The sequence below is a fragment of the Paraburkholderia sp. MM5482-R2 genome, assembly GCF_050436125.1.
In the GTDB taxonomy this organism is placed as follows: domain Bacteria; phylum Pseudomonadota; class Gammaproteobacteria; order Burkholderiales; family Burkholderiaceae; genus Paraburkholderia; species Paraburkholderia tuberum.
In genome coordinates, this window is the sequence record NZ_JBNDLP010000002.1 from 3,113,805 (window position 1) to 3,138,424 (window position 24,620).

Annotated in this window: 21 protein-coding genes and 1 riboswitch; of the genes, 12 read left to right on the forward strand and 9 right to left on the reverse strand. The window is 64.9% G+C overall.

What is annotated here, in order from left to right:
* Window positions 1-87 precede the first annotated feature (87 nt).
* A complete protein-coding gene (locus OKW37_RS17130) occupies window positions 88-546 on the reverse strand; it encodes a hypothetical protein (RefSeq protein WP_187626591.1) in 459 nt (152 codons plus the stop codon).
* A gap of 594 nt (window positions 547-1,140) precedes the next feature.
* Here OKW37_RS17130 and OKW37_RS17135 point away from each other — a divergent pair.
* The 6 genes from OKW37_RS17135 (at window position 1,141) to OKW37_RS17160 (ending at window position 8,011) form a co-directional block, all read left to right on the forward strand.
* Window positions 1,141-1,542, forward strand: coding sequence for a GreA/GreB family elongation factor (locus OKW37_RS17135; protein WP_176078894.1), 402 nt, complete (start codon window positions 1,141-1,143; stop codon window positions 1,540-1,542).
* A gap of 142 nt (window positions 1,543-1,684) precedes the next feature.
* Window positions 1,685-1,802, forward strand: a riboswitch (TPP riboswitch).
* An 88-nt stretch (window positions 1,803-1,890) separates the two neighbouring features.
* A complete protein-coding gene (gene thiC / locus OKW37_RS17140) occupies window positions 1,891-3,822 on the forward strand; it encodes a phosphomethylpyrimidine synthase ThiC (RefSeq protein ID WP_429405107.1) in 1,932 nt (643 codons plus the stop codon).
* A 145-nt stretch (window positions 3,823-3,967) separates the two neighbouring features.
* The gene (locus OKW37_RS17145) at window positions 3,968-4,192 is read left to right on the forward strand and encodes a glycine zipper 2TM domain-containing protein (RefSeq protein ID WP_090800937.1); all 225 of its coding nucleotides are present in this window, start codon (window positions 3,968-3,970) and stop codon (window positions 4,190-4,192) included.
* 234 nt (window positions 4,193-4,426) lie between these two features.
* Window positions 4,427-4,900: a hypothetical protein gene (locus OKW37_RS17150; RefSeq protein WP_429405105.1), complete on the forward strand. Its 474-nt coding sequence runs from the start codon at window positions 4,427-4,429 to the stop codon at window positions 4,898-4,900.
* Window positions 4,901-5,194: 294 nt separating this feature from the next.
* Window positions 5,195-6,793 (forward strand): L-lactate permease, encoded by a 1,599-nt coding sequence (locus tag OKW37_RS17155; protein WP_429405103.1) that lies wholly within the window; start codon window positions 5,195-5,197, stop codon window positions 6,791-6,793.
* Between the two features lie 291 nt (window positions 6,794-7,084).
* On the forward strand, window positions 7,085-8,011 hold the full coding sequence (locus OKW37_RS17160; RefSeq protein ID WP_260321352.1) for a DMT family transporter: 927 nt from the start codon (window positions 7,085-7,087) through the stop codon (window positions 8,009-8,011).
* A 170-nt stretch (window positions 8,012-8,181) separates the two neighbouring features.
* Here OKW37_RS17160 and bamC read toward each other — a convergent pair whose 3' ends face one another.
* Window positions 8,182-9,417: an outer membrane protein assembly factor BamC gene (gene bamC / locus OKW37_RS17165; RefSeq protein ID WP_429355819.1), complete on the reverse strand. Its 1,236-nt coding sequence runs from the start codon at window positions 9,415-9,417 to the stop codon at window positions 8,182-8,184.
* A gap of 400 nt (window positions 9,418-9,817) precedes the next feature.
* Here bamC and OKW37_RS17170 point away from each other — a divergent pair, with 400 nt between their 5' ends.
* Entirely contained in the window at window positions 9,818-10,282 is a 465-nt protein-coding gene (locus tag OKW37_RS17170; protein ID WP_429405100.1) for a DUF2844 domain-containing protein, read from the forward strand.
* Between the two features lie 69 nt (window positions 10,283-10,351).
* Window positions 10,352-11,620, forward strand: coding sequence for a DUF3443 domain-containing protein (locus tag OKW37_RS17175; protein ID WP_429405098.1), 1,269 nt, complete (start codon window positions 10,352-10,354; stop codon window positions 11,618-11,620).
* Window positions 11,621-11,669: 49 nt separating this feature from the next.
* Here the strand turns inward: OKW37_RS17175 and OKW37_RS17180 are convergent, their stop codons facing one another.
* A complete protein-coding gene (locus OKW37_RS17180) occupies window positions 11,670-12,113 on the reverse strand; it encodes a hypothetical protein (protein WP_429509885.1) in 444 nt (147 codons plus the stop codon).
* Between the two features lie 206 nt (window positions 12,114-12,319).
* On the opposite strand from OKW37_RS17180, the gene OKW37_RS17185 reads away from it, so the two are divergent.
* Entirely contained in the window at window positions 12,320-12,946 is a 627-nt protein-coding gene (locus OKW37_RS17185; protein ID WP_429405094.1) for a cadmium resistance transporter, read from the forward strand.
* A 99-nt stretch (window positions 12,947-13,045) separates the two neighbouring features.
* Here OKW37_RS17185 and OKW37_RS17190 read toward each other — a convergent pair whose 3' ends face one another.
* A complete protein-coding gene (locus OKW37_RS17190; RefSeq protein WP_429405092.1) occupies window positions 13,046-13,378 on the reverse strand; it encodes a hypothetical protein in 333 nt (110 codons plus the stop codon).
* A 413-nt stretch (window positions 13,379-13,791) separates the two neighbouring features.
* On the opposite strand from OKW37_RS17190, the gene leuA reads away from it, so the two are divergent.
* A complete protein-coding gene (gene leuA, locus OKW37_RS17195) occupies window positions 13,792-15,498 on the forward strand; it encodes a 2-isopropylmalate synthase (protein WP_429405090.1) in 1,707 nt (568 codons plus the stop codon).
* 127 nt (window positions 15,499-15,625) lie between these two features.
* On the opposite strand, the gene OKW37_RS17200 is transcribed toward leuA, so the two are convergent.
* The 5 genes from OKW37_RS17200 to OKW37_RS17220 all read right to left on the reverse strand — a co-directional run bounded on the left by OKW37_RS17200 (window position 15,626) and on the right by OKW37_RS17220 (window position 22,260).
* Window positions 15,626-16,405: an amino acid ABC transporter substrate-binding protein gene (locus OKW37_RS17200; RefSeq protein WP_429405088.1), complete on the reverse strand. Its 780-nt coding sequence runs from the start codon at window positions 16,403-16,405 to the stop codon at window positions 15,626-15,628.
* A gap of 278 nt (window positions 16,406-16,683) precedes the next feature.
* Window positions 16,684-17,922, reverse strand: coding sequence for a benzoyl-CoA 2,3-epoxidase subunit BoxA (boxA, locus tag OKW37_RS17205; RefSeq protein ID WP_429405086.1), 1,239 nt, complete (start codon window positions 17,920-17,922; stop codon window positions 16,684-16,686).
* A 16-nt stretch (window positions 17,923-17,938) separates the two neighbouring features.
* The gene (gene boxB, locus OKW37_RS17210; protein WP_429405084.1) at window positions 17,939-19,366 is read right to left on the reverse strand and encodes a benzoyl-CoA 2,3-epoxidase subunit BoxB; all 1,428 of its coding nucleotides are present in this window, start codon (window positions 19,364-19,366) and stop codon (window positions 17,939-17,941) included.
* 98 nt (window positions 19,367-19,464) lie between these two features.
* Window positions 19,465-21,144, reverse strand: coding sequence for a 2,3-epoxybenzoyl-CoA dihydrolase (gene boxC / locus OKW37_RS17215; protein WP_429405082.1), 1,680 nt, complete (start codon window positions 21,142-21,144; stop codon window positions 19,465-19,467).
* 114 nt (window positions 21,145-21,258) lie between these two features.
* The gene (locus OKW37_RS17220; protein WP_429405080.1) at window positions 21,259-22,260 is read right to left on the reverse strand and encodes a helix-turn-helix transcriptional regulator; all 1,002 of its coding nucleotides are present in this window, start codon (window positions 22,258-22,260) and stop codon (window positions 21,259-21,261) included.
* A 238-nt stretch (window positions 22,261-22,498) separates the two neighbouring features.
* On the opposite strand from OKW37_RS17220, the gene OKW37_RS17225 reads away from it, so the two are divergent.
* Together OKW37_RS17225 and OKW37_RS17230 are read left to right on the forward strand one after the other, a co-directional pair.
* The gene (locus tag OKW37_RS17225) at window positions 22,499-22,966 is read left to right on the forward strand and encodes a DUF4863 family protein (protein WP_429405078.1); all 468 of its coding nucleotides are present in this window, start codon (window positions 22,499-22,501) and stop codon (window positions 22,964-22,966) included.
* Window positions 22,967-23,025: 59 nt separating this feature from the next.
* Window positions 23,026-24,615: a benzoate-CoA ligase family protein gene (locus tag OKW37_RS17230; protein ID WP_429405076.1), complete on the forward strand. Its 1,590-nt coding sequence runs from the start codon at window positions 23,026-23,028 to the stop codon at window positions 24,613-24,615.
* The last annotated feature ends 5 nt before the right edge of the window (window positions 24,616-24,620 follow it).

A 24,620-nucleotide genomic window follows, 5' to 3' on the forward strand; every position in this document is an offset into this window, starting at 1 on the left:
CGTTTGTCGAACCGCGCGGCCGGTTATGACAAGCCTCTTTTAATTTTTTTCCGGCATGAGATGAGCCAGCCAAAGCTCGCCCGCGACTCAGTCGTAACTGACCACCACCGTCACGCGCGTGTCCGTATCGGTGCGCTTCGCGTTCAGCGACAGCACGCCGCCCGCGCGATCGACCGCGTAGTGGCCGTCGCGGGCCGTCGCGACGCGCCCGGTGCCATCGACGAACCGCGCCGCCACCAGATCGCGCGACTGCGTGCCGCCGTTCACTTCGAGCGCGACATCGGCCCCGCTGACGACGCCCGGCGGCGCGCTGAACGTCACCGTGCGCGAGAAGCGCTGACCCGCCACGCTCGCGCTACCGACGGCGACGCCAGGGGGCGCCGTATCCACGCTGATCTGCATCGGCGGTGCAACGATCATCCCCACGAACCGGATCACGCCGCCCGTCACCGTCGATGCCGCCGGCGCCGCCAGCGGCGCGGCGAGCAATGCCACCACCGCGACTGTGCGACCGAACGTTCGCCACCGCCTGCTTTCCGCTTTCATGTGCACCTCTTTGTCAATCGGCGCGAGTCGCCTCGCGCCATTCACGCGCCATCCCGCGAATCGCTTCGCCGGAGTGCGGCCTTCGCTGCACTTTGTTTAACGGCAATCCTCTGACTGGCTTGAACGCAATGCGGACCACACCGCTTTCTTCTCGCACCGCACAAAAACGGTCAGTCGACGGGCGCGACGTCGCAAACGGAGCTGCGTGAGACAGCGTGCTAACATCAAACTTTCGTCTCGCTGCTGCCGCGCGGCCTCACGCTTAGTCGCCCGGCACCCCTCGATCGCGCTTCCCCAACACCTGGTCGTTTTGCCCGTGACTTCTCTGCGTCGTCCGACTTTCCGTGCTCTCGCCCGCTTGCGCCCATGCCGCGCAGGCGAGCGCGCGCGCGCGGACGTCGCGTCGCACGGCCCCGGCGAGACGTCCCGAACGGTCCCGCTTCACGCCGCCCGGCGCCCTCGCTGACGCAGCCCGCCAATACCCAGGGCCGCGTCGCCGGGCACCGGGCTCTCCCATTCGTCCACTCATCCGCCGACCACCCCATGGGTCGTTGCATGCGGCCATCCATGACCGCCTTATCCGGAGTCCTGATGATGAAGAAGATCAAAACCTGCTACCTGACCGAACTCGACGTAACCCGCCTCGAGAAATACGCGGCCACCGACGCCAAGTTGCAGCACATGCTCGACGATGTGCTCGAACGCGCGGTAATCGTCGACTCGCACGACATCCCCGCCGACGTCGTCACGATGAACTCGCAAGCGACGCTGATCGACGCAGCGAGCGGCGAACAGATGACGTGGACCGTCGTCTATCCGCCCAACGCCGATTTCGCGCAAGGGCGCCTGAACGTGTTCTCGCCGGCTGGCCTCGCGCTGCTCGGCGCGCGCCGCGGCGAGAGCGTCCGCTTCACGCCACCCAGCGGCGATCAGAAAGTGCTCAAGCTCGACAAAATCCTGTATCAGCCTGAAGCCGCCGACGATTTTTCACTGTAAGGCGGCCGTTCCCTCGCTGTAAGTTGCCTTGTCTGATGCGGTCTCGAATCAAGCATAGGAGATGTCTGGTTTCATCCGGACCAGTTTTTTTGAGTCATTCAGACAGGTTGCCAAACCGCGGGCGGGCGGTGTATCGTGTGCGCTGCTAACGCGGGGGTCCTGCGTAGCGCGGAGCTGGAGGTCCGTGTTGCGTGGGTGAGAAATACCCTTTGAACCTGATCTGGATAATGCCAGCGCAGGGAAGCGTACGGATTTCGCTCCAGCCTCAAGGGCCTCACCTCTCCGCGATTTCCGACTACTTCCATCTCGGTCTCCTGCTTAGCCGCCCCACTTTGTACGGAGACTTACATGAACGCCAATCCGAAGTTTATTTCCGCCGAAGCCCATGTGGACGAGGCCGCCGTCGCGCCGTTGCCGAATTCGCGCAAGGTCTACGTGACCGGCTCGCGCCCGGACATCCGCGTGCCGATGCGCGAAATCTCGCAGGCCGACACGCCCGACAGCTTCGGCGGCGAAAAGAATCCGCCGATCTACGTGTACGACACGTCGGGCCCCTACTCCGACCCGGACGCGGAGATCGACATCCGCGCGGGTCTGCCCGCACTGCGCGAGGCGTGGATCGAGGAGCGCGGAGACACCGAGCCGCTGACCGGTCTGTCGAGCAGCTTCAGCCGCGAGCGCGCCGCCGATCCGGCCACCGCGCAGCTGCGTTTTCCGGGACTGCATCGTACGCCGCGCCGCGCGATCGCCGGCAGGAACGTGACGCAGATGCACTACGCGAAGCAAGGCCTCATCACGCCGGAAATGGAATACATCGCGATTCGCGAAAACCAGCGCCGTGCCGAGTACCTCGAGACCCTGAAGACGAGCGGCCCGAACGGCGCGAAGCTCGCCGCGATGATGGGCCGTCAGCACCCCGGCCAGGCATTCGGCGCGAGCGCGTTCGGTCCGAACGGCCTCACCGAAATCACCGCGGAATTCGTGCGCGAGGAAATCGCGCGCGGCCGCGCGATCATCCCGAACAACATCAATCACCCGGAAAGCGAGCCGATGATCATCGGCCGCAACTTCCTCGTGAAGGTCAATGCGAACATCGGCAACTCGGCGGTGACATCGTCGATCGGCGAGGAAGTCGACAAGATGACGTGGGCGATCCGCTGGGGCGGCGACACGGTGATGGATCTGTCGACCGGCAAGCACATTCATGAAACGCGCGAATGGATCATCCGCAACAGCCCGGTGCCGATCGGCACGGTGCCGATCTATCAGGCGCTCGAAAAGGTCAACGGCAAGGCTGAAGACCTCACCTGGGAAATCTTCCGCGACACGCTGATCGAGCAGGCCGAGCAAGGCGTCGACTACTTCACGATCCACGCGGGCGTGCGTCTGCAATATGTGCCGCTCACGGCGAACCGGATGACCGGCATCGTGTCGCGCGGCGGCTCGATCATGGCGAAGTGGTGTCTCGCGCATCACAAGGAAAGCTTCCTGTACGAGCATTTCGAAGAGATCTGCGAAATCATGAAGGCCTACGACGTGGCCTTCTCGCTCGGCGACGGCCTGCGTCCCGGCTCGATCTACGACGCGAACGACGAAGCGCAACTGGGCGAGCTGAAGACGCTCGGCGAACTCACGCAGATCGCGTGGAAGCACGACGTGCAGGTGATGATCGAAGGTCCGGGCCATGTGCCGATGCAGCTGATCAAGGAAAACATGGACCTGCAGCTCGACTGGTGCGACGAGGCGCCGTTCTACACGCTCGGGCCGCTGACCACCGACATCGCGCCGGGCTACGACCACATCACGTCGGGCATTGGCGCCGCGATGATCGGCTGGTTCGGCACCGCGATGCTGTGCTACGTGACGCCGAAGGAACACCTCGGTCTGCCGAACAAGGACGACGTGAAGACCGGCATCATCACGTACAAGCTCGCCGCGCATGCCGCCGATCTCGCGAAGGGTCATCCGGGCGCGCAGGTGCGCGACAACGCGCTGTCGAAGGCGCGCTTCGAATTCCGCTGGGAAGACCAGTTCAATCTCGGTCTCGACCCGGACAAGGCGCGCGAATTCCACGACGAAACGCTGCCGAAGGATTCGGCCAAGGTCGCGCATTTCTGCTCGATGTGCGGCCCGCACTTCTGCTCGATGAAGATCACCCAGGACGTACGCGAGTTCGCGGCGCAACAAGGCGTCACCGACGACGAAGCGCTGAAGAAAGGCATGGAAGTAAAGTCGATCGAGTTCATGAAGCAAGGCGCGGAGATTTATCAGCGGCAATAAGCGGGTTGCGCGATTCGCGCGAACCAGCACTGCAGTATCGAAGCCCGCCGGCATGGCGGGCTTTTTTATTCCACCGCATCGAGCAGGCACGTTGCGTGCTGGGAGAAGGAAACATCTGTTTCCAACAACGAGCGGAGTCAGCATCATGAAATCGATCCGTCATCTCGGTACTCGTCTTGGTACGGTCGCAGCCGCCCTTTCACTTGTCGCGGGTCTCGCGGCATGCGGCGACATGTCCCCACGCACACGCGATACCGCGATCGGCGCGGGTGTCGGCGGCGCCGCTGGCGCGGCAATCGGCGGCAACGGCTTGTCGACGTTGGGCGGCGCGGCGGTAGGCGGTGTCATCGGTAACCAGGTCGGCAAGTGAGCGTTGCGTCCGATGACGCGTCTAACGATTCATACAGGACAGCAAACGATTTTTTTCGGACCACGGTCCGGACTGCCGAGGGCGGCGGATGCAGTGCGCCCTCGTCCCGACAGCGCGCGTGGAAATAGGCTGAAATATGCGGTTGCGGTTTTGCCACAGCGCTGCCGCGGCAAGAGCGTAAGCTCCTCATAACGACGTCGCGCAAGGCGGCATCGGTTCATCGAGGAGCGCGCCATGAAGTCCCGCGTCGTCACCCATCTTTGCGTGGTGCGCCTCTCGACGCCACGCGATTCGTCCAGTTTTTCCGCGAGGTTCGCGCGGCCCGCCACCGCGATTTGCGTGCTCGCCTCGAGTCTCTTTTTTGCAGGCTGCTATTACCCCGCCGGCTACTATCCCGCCGGCTATTATCCGTCGTACTATTCGACCGCGCCCGCGACCACAGCCGACCAAACCGCGCCGGCGACCGATCAACAGCAGCCGCCTCAAGCCCAGGCGCAAATGCAGGTCGCACCGCAAGACATGCCGCCCGGTTATACGGTTCCCGCGCCTGTGTACGCGGCGCCGCCGGTTTATCCCGCCTACTATCCGCCGCCGCCTTATCCCGCTTATTACGGCTACCCCGCCTACTACGGACCGTCGATTGCGATCGGCATTGGCGGTTATTGGGGCGGCCATTGGGGTGGCCATTGGGGCGGCCACTCGCATTGACCTGTCCTCTTTCGTCGCGGAGCGTGCACGCGCCGGCACTTCAACTGCCGGCGCGCGCGCTTCTTCATGAGTCGTTTTTCCGCGCGTATCGCCCTCCACCGCGCATACCCCGCCCGTACTTTCCCGGCTTGACGCGCCGGTAAGGCGCTCTATCCTTGGAAGGTTTCATGCAGCACCCGCTTAAATCGGGCGACGCCGCTTTGTCGAGGCCAGTTGCGAGCGTCCGCCGAATCAGAGCGACGTGCCGTCATGCGCAATCCCCGCGTCGAATTACACAACAACGAAGGAGACGTGATGTTTCATCAACTACTCACTCCGGTTGGCAATTCGCTTTTTCCGTCGTTCATCGTCGCCGCGCTGCCGATCATCGCCGTGCTCGCGCTGCTCGGCTGGGCGCGCAGGCCCGCGTGGCAAGCGTCGCTCGCGGGACTGATCATCGGTTTGATCGTGGCGATTTTCGTCTGGCAGTTTCCGGTCGGGCTCGCGTTCAACTCGGTCGCGGCTGGCGTCGTGTTCGCGATCTGGCCAGTGATGTGGATCGTGTTCACCGCGATCCTGCTGTACAACATCGCGCAGCGCTCGGGACGCTTCGAGGCCTTTCGCCTGTGGATGATCGACAACCTGCCGAACGACCGGCGCATCGTGCTCGTCGTGGTCGGCTTTTCGTTCGGCGCGCTGCTCGAGGGCATTTCGGGTTTCGGCACGCCGGTCGCGATCACGAGCTCGCTGCTGATCATGCTCGGCTTTCCGACGCTCGAAGCGCTGACCTTCACGCTGATCTTCAACACCGCGCCGGTCGCGTTCGGCGCGCTCGGCGTGCCGATCACGGTGCTCGGCGCGGTCACGCATCTGCCGTCCGATGTGCTCGGCAAGATGGTCGGGCGGCAATTGCCTTTCTTCGCGGTCCTGCTGCCCTTCTATGTGATCGCCGTGTACGCGGGCTTTCGCCACATGCTGCGGATCTGGCCGGTGCTGCTGGTCTCGGGCCTGAGCTTCGCGCTGACCCAGTTCGTCGTCTCGAACTTCATCAACTACAGCCTGACCGACGTGCTGTCGTCGCTGGTTTCGCTGATCCTCACCGTTGCGTTCCTGCGCGTCTGGAAGCCCGCCGTCGATCCGAAATTCGCGATCAACGTCGATCGCATCAGCGAGGTGCGCGGCAAGATCGGCGGCGCACAGGGCTGGTATCCGTGGATCATCGTGTCGGTCGTCGTGATCATCTGGACGATCGCGAGGATCTTCACGATCGGCGACATCAAGTTGTCGTGGCCCGGTCTCGACAAGGCCGTGTTCATCACGCTCTACAACACGCCGTACGGCGCGGTCTGGGACTTCCAGCCGCTCGCGACCGGTACCGCGATCCTCGTCGCCGCGCTCATCACGGCGTTCGTCGTACGGCTCTCGCCCGCCGAGTTCGGCAAGGCGATCTCCGATACGTGGGTGCAAACGCGCATCGCGATCCTGACCGTGGCAACGATCGTCGGCCTCGCTTACCTGATGAACTACTCGGGACTCACCTACACGCTCGGTCTCGGCGTTGCGTCGGTCGGGCCGCTGTTTCCGCTCGTGTCGGCGTTCCTCGGCTGGGTGGCGGTGTTCCTGTCGGGCAGCGATACGTCGGGCAATGCGCTGTTCGGCAATCTGCAGGTGGTCGCGGCCAACCAGCTCAATCTGAATCCGGTGCTGATGGCGGCGACCAACTCGTCGGGCGGCGTGATGGGCAAGATGATCTCGCCGCAGAACATCGCGACCGGCGTCGCGACCACCGAGTTGAAGGGCAAGGAAGGCGTCGTGTTCGCCAAGACCTTCAAACATTCGATTCTGCTGACGGTGCTGCTTGGCGTGCTCGTCTGGGCGCAGCAGAACGTCCTGCAATGGATGATTCCGCATTGAGGTCGCGCCAGTAACGGCGCAATGCAATTCACATCTTTTCGGACGGCCGCCCACGCATCGCGGGCGCCGTGTCCGATCCCATCCCACCGCCGTTCCGCCTGATCGCAATTTTTCTCACATATCGGCGAGAATTGCTCGTTTGGCGCGCGCCCTCGCAGCGCTTACCATCGACCTCATCGGACGCGGCTGTCTCCCGGATCTTGCCGTTTCATCCTGTACTGAAACGATTCGCGCGATCGCACTGTTACGATGAGCTGGCGTCCCGACTCAACTGCGCGCGGCGCCATTCCAATGAAAACCAGAAACCTGCTGCAACTGCTGATCCTCGCTGCCCTATGGGGCGCATCGTTCCTGTTCATCCGCGTCGGCGTGACCGACTTCGGCGTCGCGCCGCTGATGGCGCTGCGCGTCGGCATCGGCGCGCTCTTTCTCGCGATCGTGCTGATCGCGCGACGGCCGCTGCAACAGTCCGCCACCGTGTTGCGCACGCACGCAGTGCCGCTGCTCGTGGTCGGTATCGTCAATTCGGCGGCACCGTTCTGCCTGTTCGCGTATGCCGAGCTGACACTGTCGGCGGGCGTCACGTCGGTGATCAATGCGTGCGCGCCGCTGTGGGGCGCGCTGGTCGGCTTCCTGTGGCTGCGCGACCGGCTCAGCGCACTGCGCACGCTCGGTCTCGTGGTCGGCTTTCTCGGCGTGCTGATGCTCGTGTGGGATCAGATCGCGGCGCCGGCCGGCTCGGCCGCCTCGCCGCTGAGCGTCGCGCTCGCGGCCGGCGCCGCGCTCGGCGCCACGCTGCTCTACGGCATCGCCGCCAACTACACGAAGCGTCACCTGACTGGCGTCGACGCGCTGACCGTCGCGACCGGCACGATGATCGGCGCGACGATCGTGCTGCTGCCGCTCGCGGTCATCTACTGGCCCGCCGCGCCGATCTCGCTGCGCGCGTGGGGCGCGGTGATCGCGCTCGGCGTCGCCTGTACCGGCATCGCGTACATGCTGTTCTTCCATCTGATCGCGGTCGCCGGGCCGACGCGCGCGATCACCGTGACCTTCGTGATTCCGATCTTCGGCATTCTGTGGGGCGCGTTGTTTCTCGGCGAGACGGTGTCGCCCGGCATGCTCGAAGGGTGCGCTGTGATTCTGGTCGGCACCGCGTTGGCGACCGGCGTAGTCAAGCGCTTGCCGTGGATGGGGACGCGGCGCGCGGATACCTGAGCGCACGGAGTCAATCGGCAACCGCGCCGGGTCGCGGCTTGCCGATCCGGTCACGTTACATCGGCTCACGCGCGGGCCCTTCGCGCGTCAAATGCATAGTCAAAAAAAACCGCCCGGATTTCTCCGGGCGGTTTCGTCGAACCGGCGGCGTCGGCCGCGAGGCTCCCGTATCAGTGCAGCTGGTCGGCCATCAGGCTCATGATCTGCTTGGCCTGCGAGCTTTCGTCGAGTTGCCCCTTGTCGTCGACCACGGCCACGCGGGTCTGGTTCGGCGTCACCGCGCGCACGTTCACGCGATACTGCCTGGCGACCTTCTCCTTCTTGCCGTGGAAGACCTGGCTCCAGAAGCCCTGCTCGGCCGACGACATATCCTTCGGATCGACGTAGCGCACGAAATAGAGGCCGCGGCTCATGTCGCGATCGTCGACCGTGAAATTGCTGCGATCGAGTGCGAGGCCCACGCGCAGCCACGCGCGGTCATACGGCTCGCCGAGCGTGAGTTCGGTCGATGAGAGCTGCGCCGACGTGTTGTTGGCCGAATCCGCGTCCGGCATAGGCGGTTGCGCCGCGAGCGCGACGTTCTGCGCGACAACGGCGGCCGTCGCCGACTTCGCACCCGCCGTCGCCGCGTTCGGCGCGATCTGCGTGCCCGCGGGCGACAGCTCGGCGTTCTGTGTGCCACCCGCGTTGCTACCCGAATCGGCCCGCGCCAGCGAGACCATCAGGCGCTTCAGGTATTCCTGCTCGAGCGCCGGGTCGTTCGGCTTGGGTTGCCACTGGGTCGACTCGTTGTTCGTACCGGTGATCGCCTCACGCATGCCTTTCTGGCTGACGAACACATAGGTGCCGCCGTTCGGCGCCGCTTCGAGACGCGTGCGGAACTTGTTGCGCTCCGAACTCACGTAGCTGTTGCCCATCGCCTTCGACAGCGTGTTGCGGATAAAGCCGTCGTTGATCTGCGCGTGGGTTTCGTTCCAGTCGGTTTCCATCACGCCCTTGTCGCGCTGGTCGACGACGAGCAGGAAGCCCTGCTCCTGCCAGAAGCGGCGGATTTGCGGCCAGGCCTGATCGGGCGTTTTGTTGTCGATCACGAGCCAGCTCTCGGTGCCGTCGCGCTGGATGTGGATGCCCTGGACGGGCGGCACGACCGCGACCGCGTCGCCGGCCGGCGCCTGTGCCTGCACCTGTTTCAGCGTGGACAGCGAGGTTTCGCCGCCCTGCGGCGGCAGCGAACGCTGATCGGCCGTCTCGTCGATCATGTTCGGCGGTACGGCAAGCGATACCTGCTTCGAACGGGAGTCGCTCCTATAGTCGATTTTGGTCGGCGACGAGGTGCCGCAGCCGGCGACCAGCCCGCCTGCCATGAGCATTACTGCAAACCGCTTGGTGAGACGAAAATCAGTCATATTCGGGGAATCCTTCCGCTACGCCACGGCAAGTTTCCGTGGATCAACCCAACATTTTACCGGTCCCGGCGAGGCCTGTGCAAAAACTGGGGTTTGCCCGCGAATCGCCGCATGCCACGGCTACGAAGCGACCACGGGAAAAAAGTCCGCGCCCAATCATGCTATTTGCCTTCTTATGAAGTAAATTTAACACTAAATAACACTTTCGAGTTGACCTTGGGAGTATTCCCAAGTCTTTGCCGGAGGCCCGCCGAATAAGGGCTTCCGGTCTGCATGCGGCTTGTTTTTAAACATGGCGCGCGGTCCTGTCCGCCGCGATGTGCAAAGGCCAGAAAAAAACCAGCGCCAGATTAATCGAGTTATCTCAATAAAAAATCCGGCGCCAAACGAGGAAGGCCTCATGTCCCAGTCCTGTCTCAATCCATCCGCGATCGCCTCGGCGATCGCCATCGTCGCGTGCTGCGCGAGCTTCGGCGCGCATGCCGAATTGGGCGGCACGATGCCGAGCCAGGCGGTGTCGGGCGCGAGCGCGCCGCGCACGCTGCTCAATGGCGCACTGCGCGAGCGCACGTGGACCGACGCTGGCAATACGACCATCAACGAATACGCGACCAGCACCGGCCTGATCGTCGCCTACGCGTGGCAAGGCCCGACGATGCCGGATCTGCACGCGCTACTCGGCAAATACGGCGACTCGTACAAGACAGGCGCCGCGGCGGCGGCCGGCAGCGGCAATCTGCATTCGTCGCGGGTCACGCGCGCCGACGTGATCGTCGAGTCCGGCGGACCGATGCGCGGCTACGTCGGCCGCGCGTGGCTGCCGACGGCTTTGCCCGCCGGCGTCACCTCCGACGACATCCAGTAACGCGTGCGCCCCGCACGCGTCGCTCGCGCCCCCTTCACGCCTAAGTTCCACCCGACGGATCGCCACGCCATGAAATCCGCCTTGCGTTTCCATGCCCTGCTTCTGATCGTCTGCGCGGCCCTCGTCGGCTGCGGCGGCGGAGGCGGCAGTTCCTCGTCCAGCTCGTCCGGCTCGGGCTCGACGCCGTCCGCGACCGCGCCGAGCTCGTCGACCAGTTCCACGAGCGCGTCGAACACGACGCAGAGCGCGAACGTGCCGCAATCGACCACGCCCAACGTGCAGCTGGTCACGGTCGGCGTATCGCCCGGCAGTACGCGCAACATGCTGACGACGAGCGTCACCGTCTGCCAGGCCGGCACCAGCAACTGCGCGACAATCGACGACATCCAGGTCGACACCGGCTCGAACGGCCTGCGCATCCTCGCATCGGCGCTACCGACAACCCTGTCGCTGCCGAGCATCGCCGCGGGCGGCGGCGTGAGCGCCGAATGCGCGGTGTTCGGCAGCGGTTATGCGTGGGGCTCGATCCGCAACGCGGACGTACGCATGGCTGGCCAACAGGCGTCATCGATTCCGATCCAGGTAATCGCCGACAGTGCGCTGCCCGCCGCACCCACCGACTGCGCGAATTCCGGCGCGTCGCTGCTGACGGTGTCGAGCCTGCACTCGAACGGGATCCTCGGCGTGGGCCTGTTCCCGGTCGACTGCGGCAACGGCTGCTCGAACTCCGCATTGCCGCGCTGGTACTACAGCTGCACGACGAGCGGCTGCACCGCAACCGCGCAGCCGCTCGCACAGCAGGTGACCAACCCGGTCAGCAGCTTCCCGCTCGACAACAACGGCGTCGTGATCGAGCTGCCGGCCGTCGCCGATGCGGGCGCGGCCAGCGTGTCGGGCTCGTTGATCTTCGGCATCGGCACCCAGTCGAACAACACGCTGACGAGCCCGAACGTCCTGAAGGCGAACGCCGCGACCGGCTACGTGACGACGAACTCGGGCGGTCAGACCTATGCGGTGAGCTATCTCGACAGCGGCTCGAACGGCCTGTTCTTCCACTCGACGCAGTTCCCGTTGTGCGGCTTGTGGTACTGCCCGACTTCGACGCAGTCGGCGAGCGCGTCGATCACCGGCATCGATGGCGTGTCGAGCACGGTGTCATTCGACATAGCCAATTCGAGCACGCTGTTCTCATCGTCGAACAACGCGTTCGACAATCTCGCCGGCAATTCGAGTCAGGGCTTCGGCTGGGGCTTGCCGTTCTTTTACGGCAAACGCATTTACACGGCGATTGCGGCGCGCAATACGTCGGCCGGCCAGGGGCCGTATTACGCGTTCTGAGGTTGATTGGGTTGGATGCGCAGCGATGGCGCGAGACGCGGACGGGAACTCAGCCCGCCGCGCTGGCGGGTTGGGCGGCCGGCGCGGCCAGCTTTGCCGGCGCGAGCCAGCGGAATACGTCCAGCTCTTCGCCGTGGAACGTGCACTCGGCGGCGGCCGGCGTGCTGACCCTCTTCGGCTCGGCCTGCTTCGCGGCCACGTTGACGTCCGTCGCCGCTTGCGATGCCGATGCCGCGAGCGGCGTGGAGACCGCCACCTCGGACGCGCTTACCCGATGCTCGATCGTCCCCTCCACCACGACGCGCGAGCCGCGAATCGCGGCCCCGCGATGCGTGACCCGCAGCGTATCCGACGACATCCCCGACGGCGCCTCGGCCAGCTTGCTGCGCATCAATTGTTCGCATGCGCCCGAGTTGCGGGTACCGATCGTGCAGGCCGCCAGCAGCGCCGCGGCGCTCGCGACACAGGCGATAGAGAGAAGGCGAATCTTCATTGATGTTCCGTTGTTCCAAGCCTCGGTCATTGTAGCTTACGACCCCGTCGCCCGGCTTCGCGGCCGCCTGCCGCTTGACCTTGACCCAGCGCATCGGCATTGTGTTGACCGGTCGCGCCCTCGATGGCGCAGCCGGCAGCCCGGTTGCCCACATTGCGCGGCGAATTCAAAACGACTCTACCCCCGGTAACGATCTCGGCTTCTTCATGCTCAGCCTCGTCCTGCTCGCGATCGTCGCCTACGCCGCGACCAATATCGACAACCTGTTCGTGCTGCTCGGCTTTCTGACCGAAACGGGCGTGGAGCGGCGCCGCGTGGTCGCGGGACAGTACGCGGGCTCTTTGATCCTCGTCGCCGCGGCGCTCGTGCTCGCGTCCTTGCTCACGCGCCTGCCGGCCGGTTATGTGGGCCTGCTCGGCTTGCTGCCGATCGTCGTGGGCCTGCACAAGGCCTGGCAGCGCTTCGGTCCCGGCCACGCGCGGCGCAACGCCAGCGAAGATGGCGAGGACAGCCACGCAAGCGCCCCGCCATCCGTTCGCGGCTCATCGAGCTGGACCGTCGCGAGCGTCGCCATCGCCAACGGCTCGGACAACCTCGCCGTCTACGTGCCGCTGTACGCGAGTCGTACGCCCGCCGAGAACGCGCTGGTTTCGCTCGTGTTCGTCGTGATGATCGGGCTCTGGTGCGCGGGCGCGGCATGGCTGGTCGACCACCCGTTGCTCGGCGCGCCGATCCGGCGCTACGGCTCGGCGCTGCTGCCGCTGATCCTGCTCACTATAGGCGTATCGGTGATGGTGAACAGCGATACGTTGCGACTTTGGTCCGGCGCGTGATCAACGCGGGGCGTCGACGAAGACTGCGCGGCACGCAACGGCTTCGGCTTGCCGCCTTCAGCGTCGTAGTCTTCGTCTGCCGATCCTGCTTCGCCAGTCTCAATTCGCCGGCTGGGGCGGTTGCACGTAAGTACGCAGGCCCGCCAGCGGCGCGCCATAGCCGCCCGCGCTCGCGTTGTTCGGCAAGCCGTTGACCAGTTGCGCACGCGGATCGGTCGGATTCAGATTCAGCTCGCCCGCCTGCTGGTTGCCATGCGTCGGATACTCGCTGCCGCGCGCCGCCTGCGGCATCAGACCTGTACTGTTCTGCGGCGCGTTCATGTCGTTCTGCGCGCTGAGCCCCTGCGCGCCGGCCTGCCCGACGAACCCACATGCCAACGCCGCGCACGCGCAGATCCTCGCGAGGCCGGATATCTTCGCTACACTTTTCATGTTCACCTCCTGCTCTGTGAATTGACGACGCCTCGTGAGCTCACCCCTGAATCGAGTGCCGCGCGAGCGTCCCACAGCACCTTCCATGCGAGCGGCCGCTCGCCCCCTTCTGCAGCCGAGCAGGCCGCGGCCCACTCCACCTCGGCCCCACTCCACCTCGGCCCTTGACGCTTTCTCAATAATATGTTCCCATTGCGCACTATGTACCGCGCCCAGACCACCCTATCGCTACTACTAGCCCGCTCTACCGGGCTAGGTCTGCTGCTGCGCGCGTCCGCTTCTCTCTGATACACCGAAGCATCGCTTGAATCCCCAGTAACTGACCCAGCCCCGGTTTCCGACCGGCGGCCCTGTATCGCGTTTTCGTCGTCCGGTCGACACCCATTCCACGGTCTCTCCCCCGGATGATGAAAATGTTGAAAAACCCTGCTACCAAGTACCGTTCGTTCAAGCCGATCAATTTGACGGATCGCCAGTGGCCGTCGCGCACCATCACGCGCGCGCCGATCTGGATGAGCACCGACCTGCGCGACGGCAACCAGGCGCTGTTCGAGCCGATGAACGCCGAGCGCAAGATGCGCATGTTCAAGACGCTGGTGCAGATCGGCTTCAAGGAAATCGAAGTCGCGTTTCCGTCGGCGTCGCAGACCGATTTCAACTTCGTGCGCGAGCTGATCGAGGGCGGCCATATTCCCGACGACGTGACGATCGAAGTGCTCACGCAGGCGCGCGACGATCTGATCGAGCGTACTTTCGAATCGTTGCGCGGCGCCCCGCGCGCGATCGTCCATCTGTACAACGCGACCGCGCCGGAATTCCGCAAGATCGTGTTCGGCCTCGAAAAGAGCGGCGTGATCGAACTCGCGCAGAAGGCCGCGCGCACGATGAAACGCCTCGCCGACGCGCAACCGGACACGCACTTCACGCTGCAATACAGCCCGGAAGTGTTCAGCGGCACCGAACTCGAATTCGCGAAGGAAGTCTGCGACGCGGTGTTCGACATCTGGCAACCAACGCCCGAGCACAAGGCGATCGTCAATCTGCCGGCCACCGTCGAAATGGCCACGCCGAACGTCTACGCCGACCAGATCGAATGGATGCACCGCAATCTCGCGCGTCGCGACTCGCTGATCGTCTCCGTCCACCCGCATAACGACCGCGGCACGGCCGTCGCGGCCGCGGAGCTCGCGGTGATGGCGGGTGCGGATCGCGTCGAAGGTTGCCTGTTCGGCAACGGCGAGCGCACCGGCAACGTCGACCTCGTCACGCTCGCGTTGAACCTGTACACGCAGGGCGTCGACCCCGAGCTCGATTTCTCGAACATCAACGAAGTCGCGCGCACGGCCGAGGAATGCACGCAGTTGCCGGTGCATCCGCGTCATCCGTATGTCGGCGATCTCGTCTTCACCGCGTTCTCGGGCTCGCACCAGGACGCGATCAAGAAGGGCTTCGCCGCGCAGAAGCCGGACGCGATCTGGGAAGTGCCGTACATGCCGATCGATCCGAGCGACCTCGGCCGAACCTACGACTCCGTGATTCGCGTGAACAGCCAGTCGGGCAAGGGCGGTATCGCGTACCTGCTCGAGCAGAGCTACGGCGTCGTGTTGCCGCGCCGTCTGCAGGTCGATTTCAGCTCGGCCGTGCAGCGTTTCACCGACCAGAGCGGCCAGGAAGTCACGCCCGCGCAGATCTGGGAACTGTTCCAGCAGGAATACGTGCGCACGGCCGAGCCGGTCCGCTATATCAGCCACAGCCTGTCCGAGCATGACGGCCGCGAGCACATCAAGCTCAACGTCGAAATCAACGGCACGCCGCGCGTGCTGGGCGGCTCCGGCAACGGCCCGCTCGACGCGCTGATGCACGCCTTCGACGTGCCCGTGCGCATCCAGCACTACGAGGAACGCGCGCTCACGCAGGGCGCCGATGCGCGCGCGATCGCGATCGCCGAAATGGCCGGCACCGATGTGGCCGGCAGCGCGTTCGGCGTCGGTGTCGATGCGAACCTGATCACCGCGTCGATCCGCGCGGTGATCAGCGGCGTGAACCGCGCGTATGCACGCGTGAACACGGATGCCCAGGAGCGCTTCTTCGACGCCGCGCTGAGCGACGCGACGGTGTGAGGCAGCGTCTGCCGCGTTGAACGTGCGGCACGCCGCATGTTCGACGGGCTGACGACAACCAAGAAGGGGCGTTTCGACGCCCCTTCCTTTTTAATGGGGATTTATCCGCGTCAACCTCGGCCGACGGTCAATGAAACACGTCCCGGCCGAAGTACTTCAGCGAAATCCGCTGATACGTACCGTCTTTTCTCATGCCGGCGAGCGCGTCGTCGATCGCCAGGCGCAGCTTCGGATTGCCCTTGCGGATCAGTACGGCCGACTTGTCGCTGCTATCGGGCGACGTATCGACCGCGACGACCTTGATCCTCGCCTCGGGCTCGCGCTTCCTGTAGTCGAGAAACGACAATGAATCGTTGACGGTCGCGTCGACGCGGCCCGCGACGAGCAGCTCGATCGATTCGTCGAAGCCCTGCGCCGGAATCACCTGCGCGCCGTGCGCGGCCGCGATCCTGCCGACGTTGCTGGCCAGCGTATTGGCCGATTTGCGGCCCTTCAGGTCGTCGAAAGATTTGATCGTCGTGTTCTCCGATGCGACGATCAGCACCGCGTGCGACGTGATGTACGGCTCCGAGTAATCGTATTTGAGCTTGCGCTCGTCGGTGATCGCGACCTCGTTGATCACCGCGTCGTAGCGATTGACGTCGAGACCGGCGATCAGTCCTTCCCATTTGCCTTCGATGAATTGCGGCTTGACGCCGAGACGCTGCGCGATCGCGCTCCCAATCTCGACGTCGAAGCCGGTCAGCTTGCCCGCGTCGTCGTGGTAGGTGAACGGGGCGTACGTACCTTCGGTGCCGATCCGGAACACGCCCGATGCCTTGATCCGCGCGAGATCATCGGCGCTAGCCGGATGCGCGAGTGCTGCCTGCAACAGCGCAATCATCGCAAGTGAACGAATCGGCTTCATCGGACGGCTCCGTCTGAGTGCCTGCGCAGGTGGCGGACTGCCGCGTTTGGCGGGGAGTGCCGGCGTGCGGCCGGCTGTGTGGGCCGACTGTAGCAAACCGTCCGCGATTTTCAAAGCGCTTCGCGCGCGGTGCGTCGATCCGCACAAGTCAGCCGCTGCGCTCTGCCGTCGAGCATATGGCGCAGGCAAAAAAACCCCGCAAGCGCTCATGCTTTCACGAGCCTTTGCGGAGCCTTTTCGCGCAGCTTTCGGTGCGGGTCGGCGTGTCGGCGCGCCGCTCAGTACGTCTCCAGATGCAGCCGCCCTTCCCGCTTCAGCTTCGCCCACAACGCTTCCCAATCGATCTGATGCTGCTCGCCGATATCCTTGAGCGCCTGCAGCACACCGTCCTCCATGCCCTTGAGGCCGCACACGTAGATATAGGTGTTGTCGTCCTTCAGCAGGTTCGCGACGTCGGCCGAACGTTCGCGCATTGCGTCCTGCACGTAGCGCTTCGCCTGTCCCGGGGTGCGCGAAAACGCGAGCGTGGTGTCGATGAAATCCTTCGGCAGATTCGTCAGCGGTCCAAAGTACGGCAGCTCCTCCTTGGTACGCGCGCCGAAGAACAGCATCAGCTTGCCGGTCGCGCCTTTGAGGCGCTTGCGGCGGCGATACTCGGTCATCGCGCGCATCGGCGCGGAACCGGTGCCCGTGCAGATCATCAGCAGATGCGAGTTCGGATGATTCGGCATCAGGAAGGTGCTGCCGAACGGACCGATCACGTTGACCACGTCGCCCTTCTTCAGATCGCACAGATAGTTCGAGCACACGCCGTCGATCGCGTCGCCGTGCTGCTGCGACACCCGTTTCACCGTCAGCGACACGTTGTTATAGCCCGGCCGCTCGCCATCGCGCGGACTCGCGATCGAGTACTGGCGCGCGTGATGCACGCGGCCGTCGGCAGCAGCTCCCGGCGGCAGAATGCCGATCGACTGGCCTTCGAGCACCGGAAACGGCATCGAGCCGAAATCGAGCACGATGTGATGGATGTCGCTCGACGTCGCGCTGTCGGTGAGCCGGTAGTTGCCGACCACCGTCGCGGTGGTCGGCGCCTTATGCGTGTAGAGATTCACGTACGGCTTCGCGGCCGACCACGGCGGCACGAGCGCGCCGCGCACGGTATCCACTTCGATGCCGTCCGCTTCGGCGGCGCTGTCGTCCGCGGTGGACGCGGCCACCGGTTCTTCAGCCGGCACCGCCATCGTGTTCTGCTCCGGCAACACGTCCCACGTAAACTGCTCGTCGATCGAATAGGCGTCGGCCTTCAGCACGGTGCGCCAGTTGTCGATCGCGCCGGTCGGGCACGGCGGCACGCAGGCCATGCAGCCGTTGCAGACGTCGGCCTTCACGACGTAGTTGTTGGCGTCGTGCGTGATCGCATCGACCGGACAGGTCTCTTCGCAGGTATTGCAGCGAATGCAGATCTCCGGATCGATCAGATGCTGCCGCAGAACTTCGACCGATACTGGCCCGTTCATGACTTCCTCGCCTGCTTCAGTTGAAGCGCACGTATTCGAAATCGACCGGCTGACGGTTCACGCCCATCGCGGGCGGCGCGATCCAGTTCGCGAACTTGCCCGGCTCGGCGACGCGGCCCATCAGCGAAGCGACGAACGCGCGGTCTTCCGGCGTGGCGAGCCAGTTCGCTTCGTTGGCGGCCCATTCGGCTTCGCTGAGCACGCGGCCGTCCGGCGACACCCGCGTGCCCGCGAACGTGCCGATCTGCCTGTTGAACGCCTTGTGCGGCACCGTCATGCGAAAGTCGATGCCGGCCTTCTCGAGCACCTTGTTCCAGCGCCCAACGCCCGCAACCGAGTCCTTGATGTAATCGTCGCGCAGCACTTCGTTCATCGCGTTGAGCATCGGCACTTCGCGCTCGACGAGCTTGCCGTCCTGCACGTCGAGCAGCTTGTAAGCATGCTCGTTCAGGCGATGATCGTCGTCGCGCTTGCCTTCCTCGTAGCGGCCCTTCAGGCCCGAGCTATAGAACGTCGCCGCGTTCGACGAATGATCGGCGCCGAACAGGTCGATCGTGACCGAGTAATGGAAGTTCAGATAGCGCTGGATGGTCGGCAGATCGATCACGCCGGCCGCGCGGATCTTCGCGACGTCGCCGGTGCCGAGTTCGTTCATCACCTGAGCGGTGCGCTGGATCACGCGCGACACGCCCGATTCGCCGACGAACATATGATGCGCTTCCTCGGTCAGCATGAACTTCGTCGTGCGCGCGAGCGGATCGAAACCCGACTCCGCGAGCGCCGACAACTGGAACTTGCCGTCGCGGTCGGTGAAGTACGTGAACATGTAGAACGCGAGCCAGTCCGGCGTTTTCTCGTTGAACGCGCCGAGAATGCGCGGGTTGTCCTCGTCGCCCGAGCGACGGCCGAGCAAGGCTTCGGCTTCCTCACGACCGTCGCGGCCGAAGTAGCGATGCAGCAGGTACACCATCGCCCACAAGTGGCGGCCTTCCTCGACGTTGACCTGGAACAGGTTGCGAAGATCGTACAGCGACGGCGCGGTCAAACCGAGGTGACGCTGCTGCTCGACCGAGGCCGGTTCCGTATCGCCCTGCGTGACGATGATGCGGCGCAGGTTCGCGCGATGCTCGCCGGGCACGTCCTGCCACGCGGCTTCGCCCTTGTGCTCGCCGAATTGGATCTTGCGATCCTGCTCGCCCGGCGTGAGGAAAATGCCCCAGCGGTACTCGGGCATCTTCACGTAGTCGAAGTGCGCCCAGCCGCCCGCATCGACGCTGACCGCGGTGCGCAGATACACGTCGTAACCGTGCGAGCCTTCCGGGCCCATGTCGCCCCACCATGACAGAAAGTTCGGCTGCCATTGTTCGAGCGCGCGTTGCAGCGCGCGGTCGTCGGCGAGGTTGACGTTGTTCGGAATCTTTTCGCTGTAGTTGATCGAGGACATGGTCGGTTCCCTGGGTCAATTCCCTGTTCGGAAGCTGCAGTCGCGAGAGGCGCGTATCGGCAGGCGGCGTCGTTTAGTCGGAGTGAGCGCGGCGCATTTCACACGCGCGACACATCGAATTGCGCCTTGCTGCCCTTGCCGTACACCTTGAGCGCACCCTTCTCGCCCACTGCGTTCGGCCGGTTGAAGATCCAGTTCTGCCAGGCGGTGAGACGGCCGAAAATGCGCGTCTCCATCGTCTCCGGCCCATTGAAGCGCAGATTCGCTTCGAGGCCGGTCAAGGCATCGGGCGACATCGCCGCGCGTTCTTCGAGCGCAATGCGGATTTCGTCGGCCCAATCGATGTCGTCCGGCGACGCGGTGACGAGACCGAGGCGCTCCGCGTCGAGCGCCTTGACCGGCTGGCCGATCAGCGCGCGCGCCGCGTCGAGCGGCTCGGCTTCCTCGTAGAAGCGCCGCGCGAGCCGCGACTGATGCGTCACCATCGGATACAGGCCGAAGTTGACTTCCGACAGCGTGATCGCCGGCTCCTCGTCCTCGTTGTCGGGCAGCGCGGCCATGTAGGTGCGATCGGCGGCGAACGCGAGTTCCGCGAACGTGCCGGCGAAGCATGAACCCGGCTCGATCAGCGTGAAGATGGAGCGCGACGACACGTCGAGGCGCGCGAGCGTGCGGCGCAGCATGCCGATCGTTTCGCGCACGAACCAGTGATCCCGGTGCTGCAGCAGCGTCGCATCGACCGCGAGCAGGTGGCGCGCGTCGCCTTCGGTCTTGAACACCCAGGTGCCGATGTCGAGCGCGTTGGTGCGCATCGAGAGGATCGCGTCGTCGAGTTCGCGCGCGAATTGCAGCGGCCACCAGTTGGCGCCCGCCGCGACGATCGCGGCGATGCCGGTCGGTTGCGCGGTCTGTGGCGCGCGCGCGGTGAAGGTCGCCACACGTTTCGCGCGATCGATCGTGACCTCGACCGTCTGATAGCTGAGGCCAGCTTCGCGATCCGTGCGTTCGATGCGCGTGAGCGCGACGCCCGGCGCTCCGGCCGGACGATCGCTGTGCGCGCCGAGTTCGAGCGCGCGCGCCTGAATGGCCTGCTCGAACTGGTTCGGCTTCACGACTTCGTCGACGAGACGCCAGGCCTTCGCGCGTTCGCCGCGCACGCCCTCGACCACCGTGCAGAAGATATCCGCGCGATCGTGGCGCACCTTGCGCTTGTCGGTCACGCGCGTGAGTCCGCCGGTGCCGGGCAGCACGCCGAGCAGCGGCACTTCCGGCAGCGACACCGAAGAGGAACGATCGTCGATCAGATAGATTTCATCGCAGGCCAGCGCGAGTTCATAACCGCCGCCCGCGCACGCGCCGTTCACCGCGGCGAGAAACTTCAGTCCCGAATGGCGCGACGAATCTTCGAGCCCGTTGCGCGTTTCGTTCGTGAATTTGCAGAAGTTGACCTTCCACGCGTGCGATGACAGCCCCAGCATGAAGATATTCGCGCCCGAGCAGAACACCCGGTCCTTCAGGCTCGTCACCACCACCGTGCGGACTTCCGGATGCTCGAAGCGAATGCGCTGAATCGCGTCGTGCAGCTCGATGTCGACGCCGAGATCATACGAATTGAGCTTCAGCTTGTAGCCGTCGCGAATGCCGCCGTCCTCGGCGACGTCGAGGCCGAGCGTCGCGACCGGACCGTTGAAGCTGAGCTTCCAATGCTTGTACTGCGACGGCTCGGTGCGATAGTCGACCGGCGCGGCCTGGGCAACGGCGGTGGGTGCTGTGGACATGGGGCGTCTCCTGACTGGACGATGCAATCTGTTTTTTGAACAATAGTGCATCGTCATACCAGCGTAAAGCACTTTAGTGCATTTTTACGGGGAAACCCTGGTGCCCGCGATCGGTCAGTTCACGCGCGCCTCGTCGGGGGCTTCCGCCGCGAGCCGCGCGGCGAGACGGTCGCGCAACTGCAGGTACGCATCGGCGAGCGTCTTTTCGCTGGTGTCGAACGACATGTCCGCGCGTCCGTACAGCTCGGCGCGCCCGGCGAGGATGCGCTTCAGGTCGTCCATCGCCTCGCGGTTGCCGGACATCGGCCGCAGATCGCCTTGCGCGACGACGCGGCGCATATGCTCCTCGGGCGTCGCCTGCAACCACACGGTGAAGCAGTGCGACAGCAGCACGTTGAACGTGCCCGATTCCGACACGAGCCCGCCCGGCGACGCGATCACCGCGTGCGGATGCTCGTGGATCACCGCCTCGAGCGCGCGTTGCTCGTAGCGTCGATACGCGCTCGCGCCGTACAGCGAATGAATCTCCGACGGCGGACAGCCCGCGAGCTGTTCGATCACGCGCGTGAGCTCGATGAACGGCACCTTGCGCTCCTGCGCGAGCATGCGCCCGAGCGTCGACTTACCCGCGCCGCGCAGGCCGATCAGCGCGATGCGGTCCTTGCGGTGCGGGTCGCGCGGCGCCTGCGCGAACATCTCGGCGAGCGCGATGCGCGCGCGCTGCAGTGCCGCCTGGTCGCGCCCCTGTAGCAGCTCGCGGATCAGCAGCCATTCGGCGGACGCGGTGGTTTCGTCGCCGATCACCTCGGCGAGCGGGCAGTTCAGCGTGGCCGCGAGCTGCCGCAGCACCAGCACCGACGCGTTGCCGACGCCCGATTCGAGGTTCGCCAGATGCCGCTCCGACAAACCGGTTTCGGCCGCCAGCGTCTTGCGCGTCATGCCGCGGCGCGCGCGCAGCAGACGCACACGCTCGCCCATCGCGGTCAGGAACGGATCGCGTTCTTCGCGCTCGCCGCCGCGTTCGGCCGTGCGTTCACCCGCGCGCTCGGTGCGTTCGGCGCGGGCCGCGTCGTCGCCGGTTTCGTCCAATGGTGCGGGAGGGTACTTTTGATTCATGTTTTGCGACCTCGTGACTACGATACATGTACTATAGTGCTTGACACGCACCAGGTGAACGGTTTAATTTTCGCCAAAAGCTGATCCAATCACAAACACAGTCGCGCGCCGCCTTGGCATTCCGGCCGCGTCACGGAGACGGCGCCGCAATACGCATGCACCCAAGTTCCGGCGGCCGGCGATCCGGCGGCCGGCGACCCGGCGGCCGGCCTGCGTGAGCGCGCTTCTGGAGGCTCGCATGTCCCCACAGGAATTCCAGCGCCTGATCGCAGGCGTCACTGGGCAACTCGCCGGGCGGCCGCTGGACGCCGCGCTCGCCGACTGGCTGACCGACACCTGGCCCCCCGGCAGCCCCACCTTTCACGAACTCGCGAACGCATGCCGCAGCGGCGTCGTCGAAGGCTGGCTGTGCAACCGCGAGGCCGGCGGCATCCGCTACGGCCGCATCTTCAAGGCGCTGCCCGACACGCACGGCTTTTCCGTCGACGTCGTCGACATGCAGGACATTGCCGGTCCGCACCACGTCCATCCGCACGGCGAGATCGATCTGATCATGCCCCTCACCGACGGCGCGACGTTCGACGGCCATCCGGCCGGCTGGTGCGTGTACAGCCCCGGCTCGGCGCATCGTCCGAGCGTCGCGAACGGCCGGGCGCTGGTGCTGTATCTGCTGCCGCAAGGGGCGATCGAATTCACGCGCGCGTGAGCCGCGAGCAGGTCACGATCACACAAGAGCCGGACCGTGTCCACGGATGGAGGAGACATATGGAAGCCCTGCTGGAAACGAGCGCACGCGAGCCGGTTGCGCCGCCGCCCCCGCTGTTCAACTTCGCGAGGCATCTGTTCCAGTTGAACGAAGCGCGCGCGAGCAAAGTCGCCTATATCGACGACTACGGCGCGATGACCTACGGCGAACTCGAACAGCGCGCGCGGCGCTGCGCCAGCGCACTGCGTGCGCTCGGCGTACATCCCGAGGAACGCGTGCTGCTCGTGATGCTCGACACCGTATCGCTGCCGGTCGCATTTCTCGGCGCGCTTTACGCCGGCATCGTGCCGGTCGTCGCGAACACCTTGCTGAGCGCCGCCGACTATACGTACATGCTGACGCACAGCCACGCGCGAGCGGTGATCGTATCGGAACCGTTGCTACCTAACGTGACGGAGGCGCTGAGCAGCATCGACGACGACGGCTGCCAACCGATCGTCTCGCAGCCTCACGCCTCCACCGAAGTGCCGCTTGCGGCGCCCCGCTTCGAAACGCTGGTCGACACCGCGCTACCCGCCGTCAAAGGCTGTGCAAGCAACGCGGACGACATCGCGTTCTGGCTCTATTCGTCGGGCTCGACCGGCAAGCCGAAAGGCACCGTCCATACGCACGCGAATCTGTACTGGACCGCCGAGCTGTATGCGAAGCCGGTGCTCGGCATCGTCGAGAGCGACGTGGTGTTTTCGGCGGCGAAACTGTTCTTTGCATATGGGCTCGGCAACGCGCTGACGTTTCCGCTGTCGGTCGGCGCGACCGCGATCCTGATGGCCGAGCGCCCGACCGCCGAGGCGATTTTCGCGCGCCTCGTCCGGCATCGCCCGAGCGTGTTCTACGGCGTGCCGACCTTGTACGCGAACATGCTGGTGTCGCCCAACCTGCCCGCGCGCGCCGACGTCGCGATCCGCGTGTGTGCGTCGGCCGGCGAGGCGTTGCCACGCGACGTCGGCGAACGCTTCACCGCGCACTTCGGCGCCGAGATTCTCGATGGCATCGGCTCGACGGAAATGCTGCACATCTTCCTGTCGAATCGCGCGGGCGAAGTCGAATACGGCACGACCGGGCGCCCCGTGCCGGGCTACGAAGTCGAGTTGCGCGACGAAGCCGGGCGGCCGGTGCCCGATGGCGAAGTCGGCGATCTGTTCATCAAGGGGCCGAGCGCGGCGCTGATGTACTGGAGCAATCGCGAGAAAACGCGCGCGACGTTTCTCGGCGAATGGATCAGAAGCGGCGACAAATATCGACGTCTCACGAACGGCTGCTATGTCTACGCGGGCCGCAGCGACGACATGCTGAAAGTGAGCGGCCAATATGTGTCGCCGGTCGAGGTCGAGATGGTGCTCGTCGCGCATCCGGCGGTGCTCGAAGCGGCGGTGGTCGGCGTCGATCATGGCGGGCTCGTGAAAACGCGCGCGTTCGTCGTGCTCAAGCGCGACTTCATGCCGTCCGACCTGCTCGCTGAGGAACTGAAGACCTTCGTCAAGGAACGGCTCGCGCCGCACAAGTACCCGCGCGATATCGTGTTCACCGACGATCTGCCGAAGACCGCCACCGGCAAGATTCAACGCTTCAAGCTACGCGAACAGTCATAGGTGAT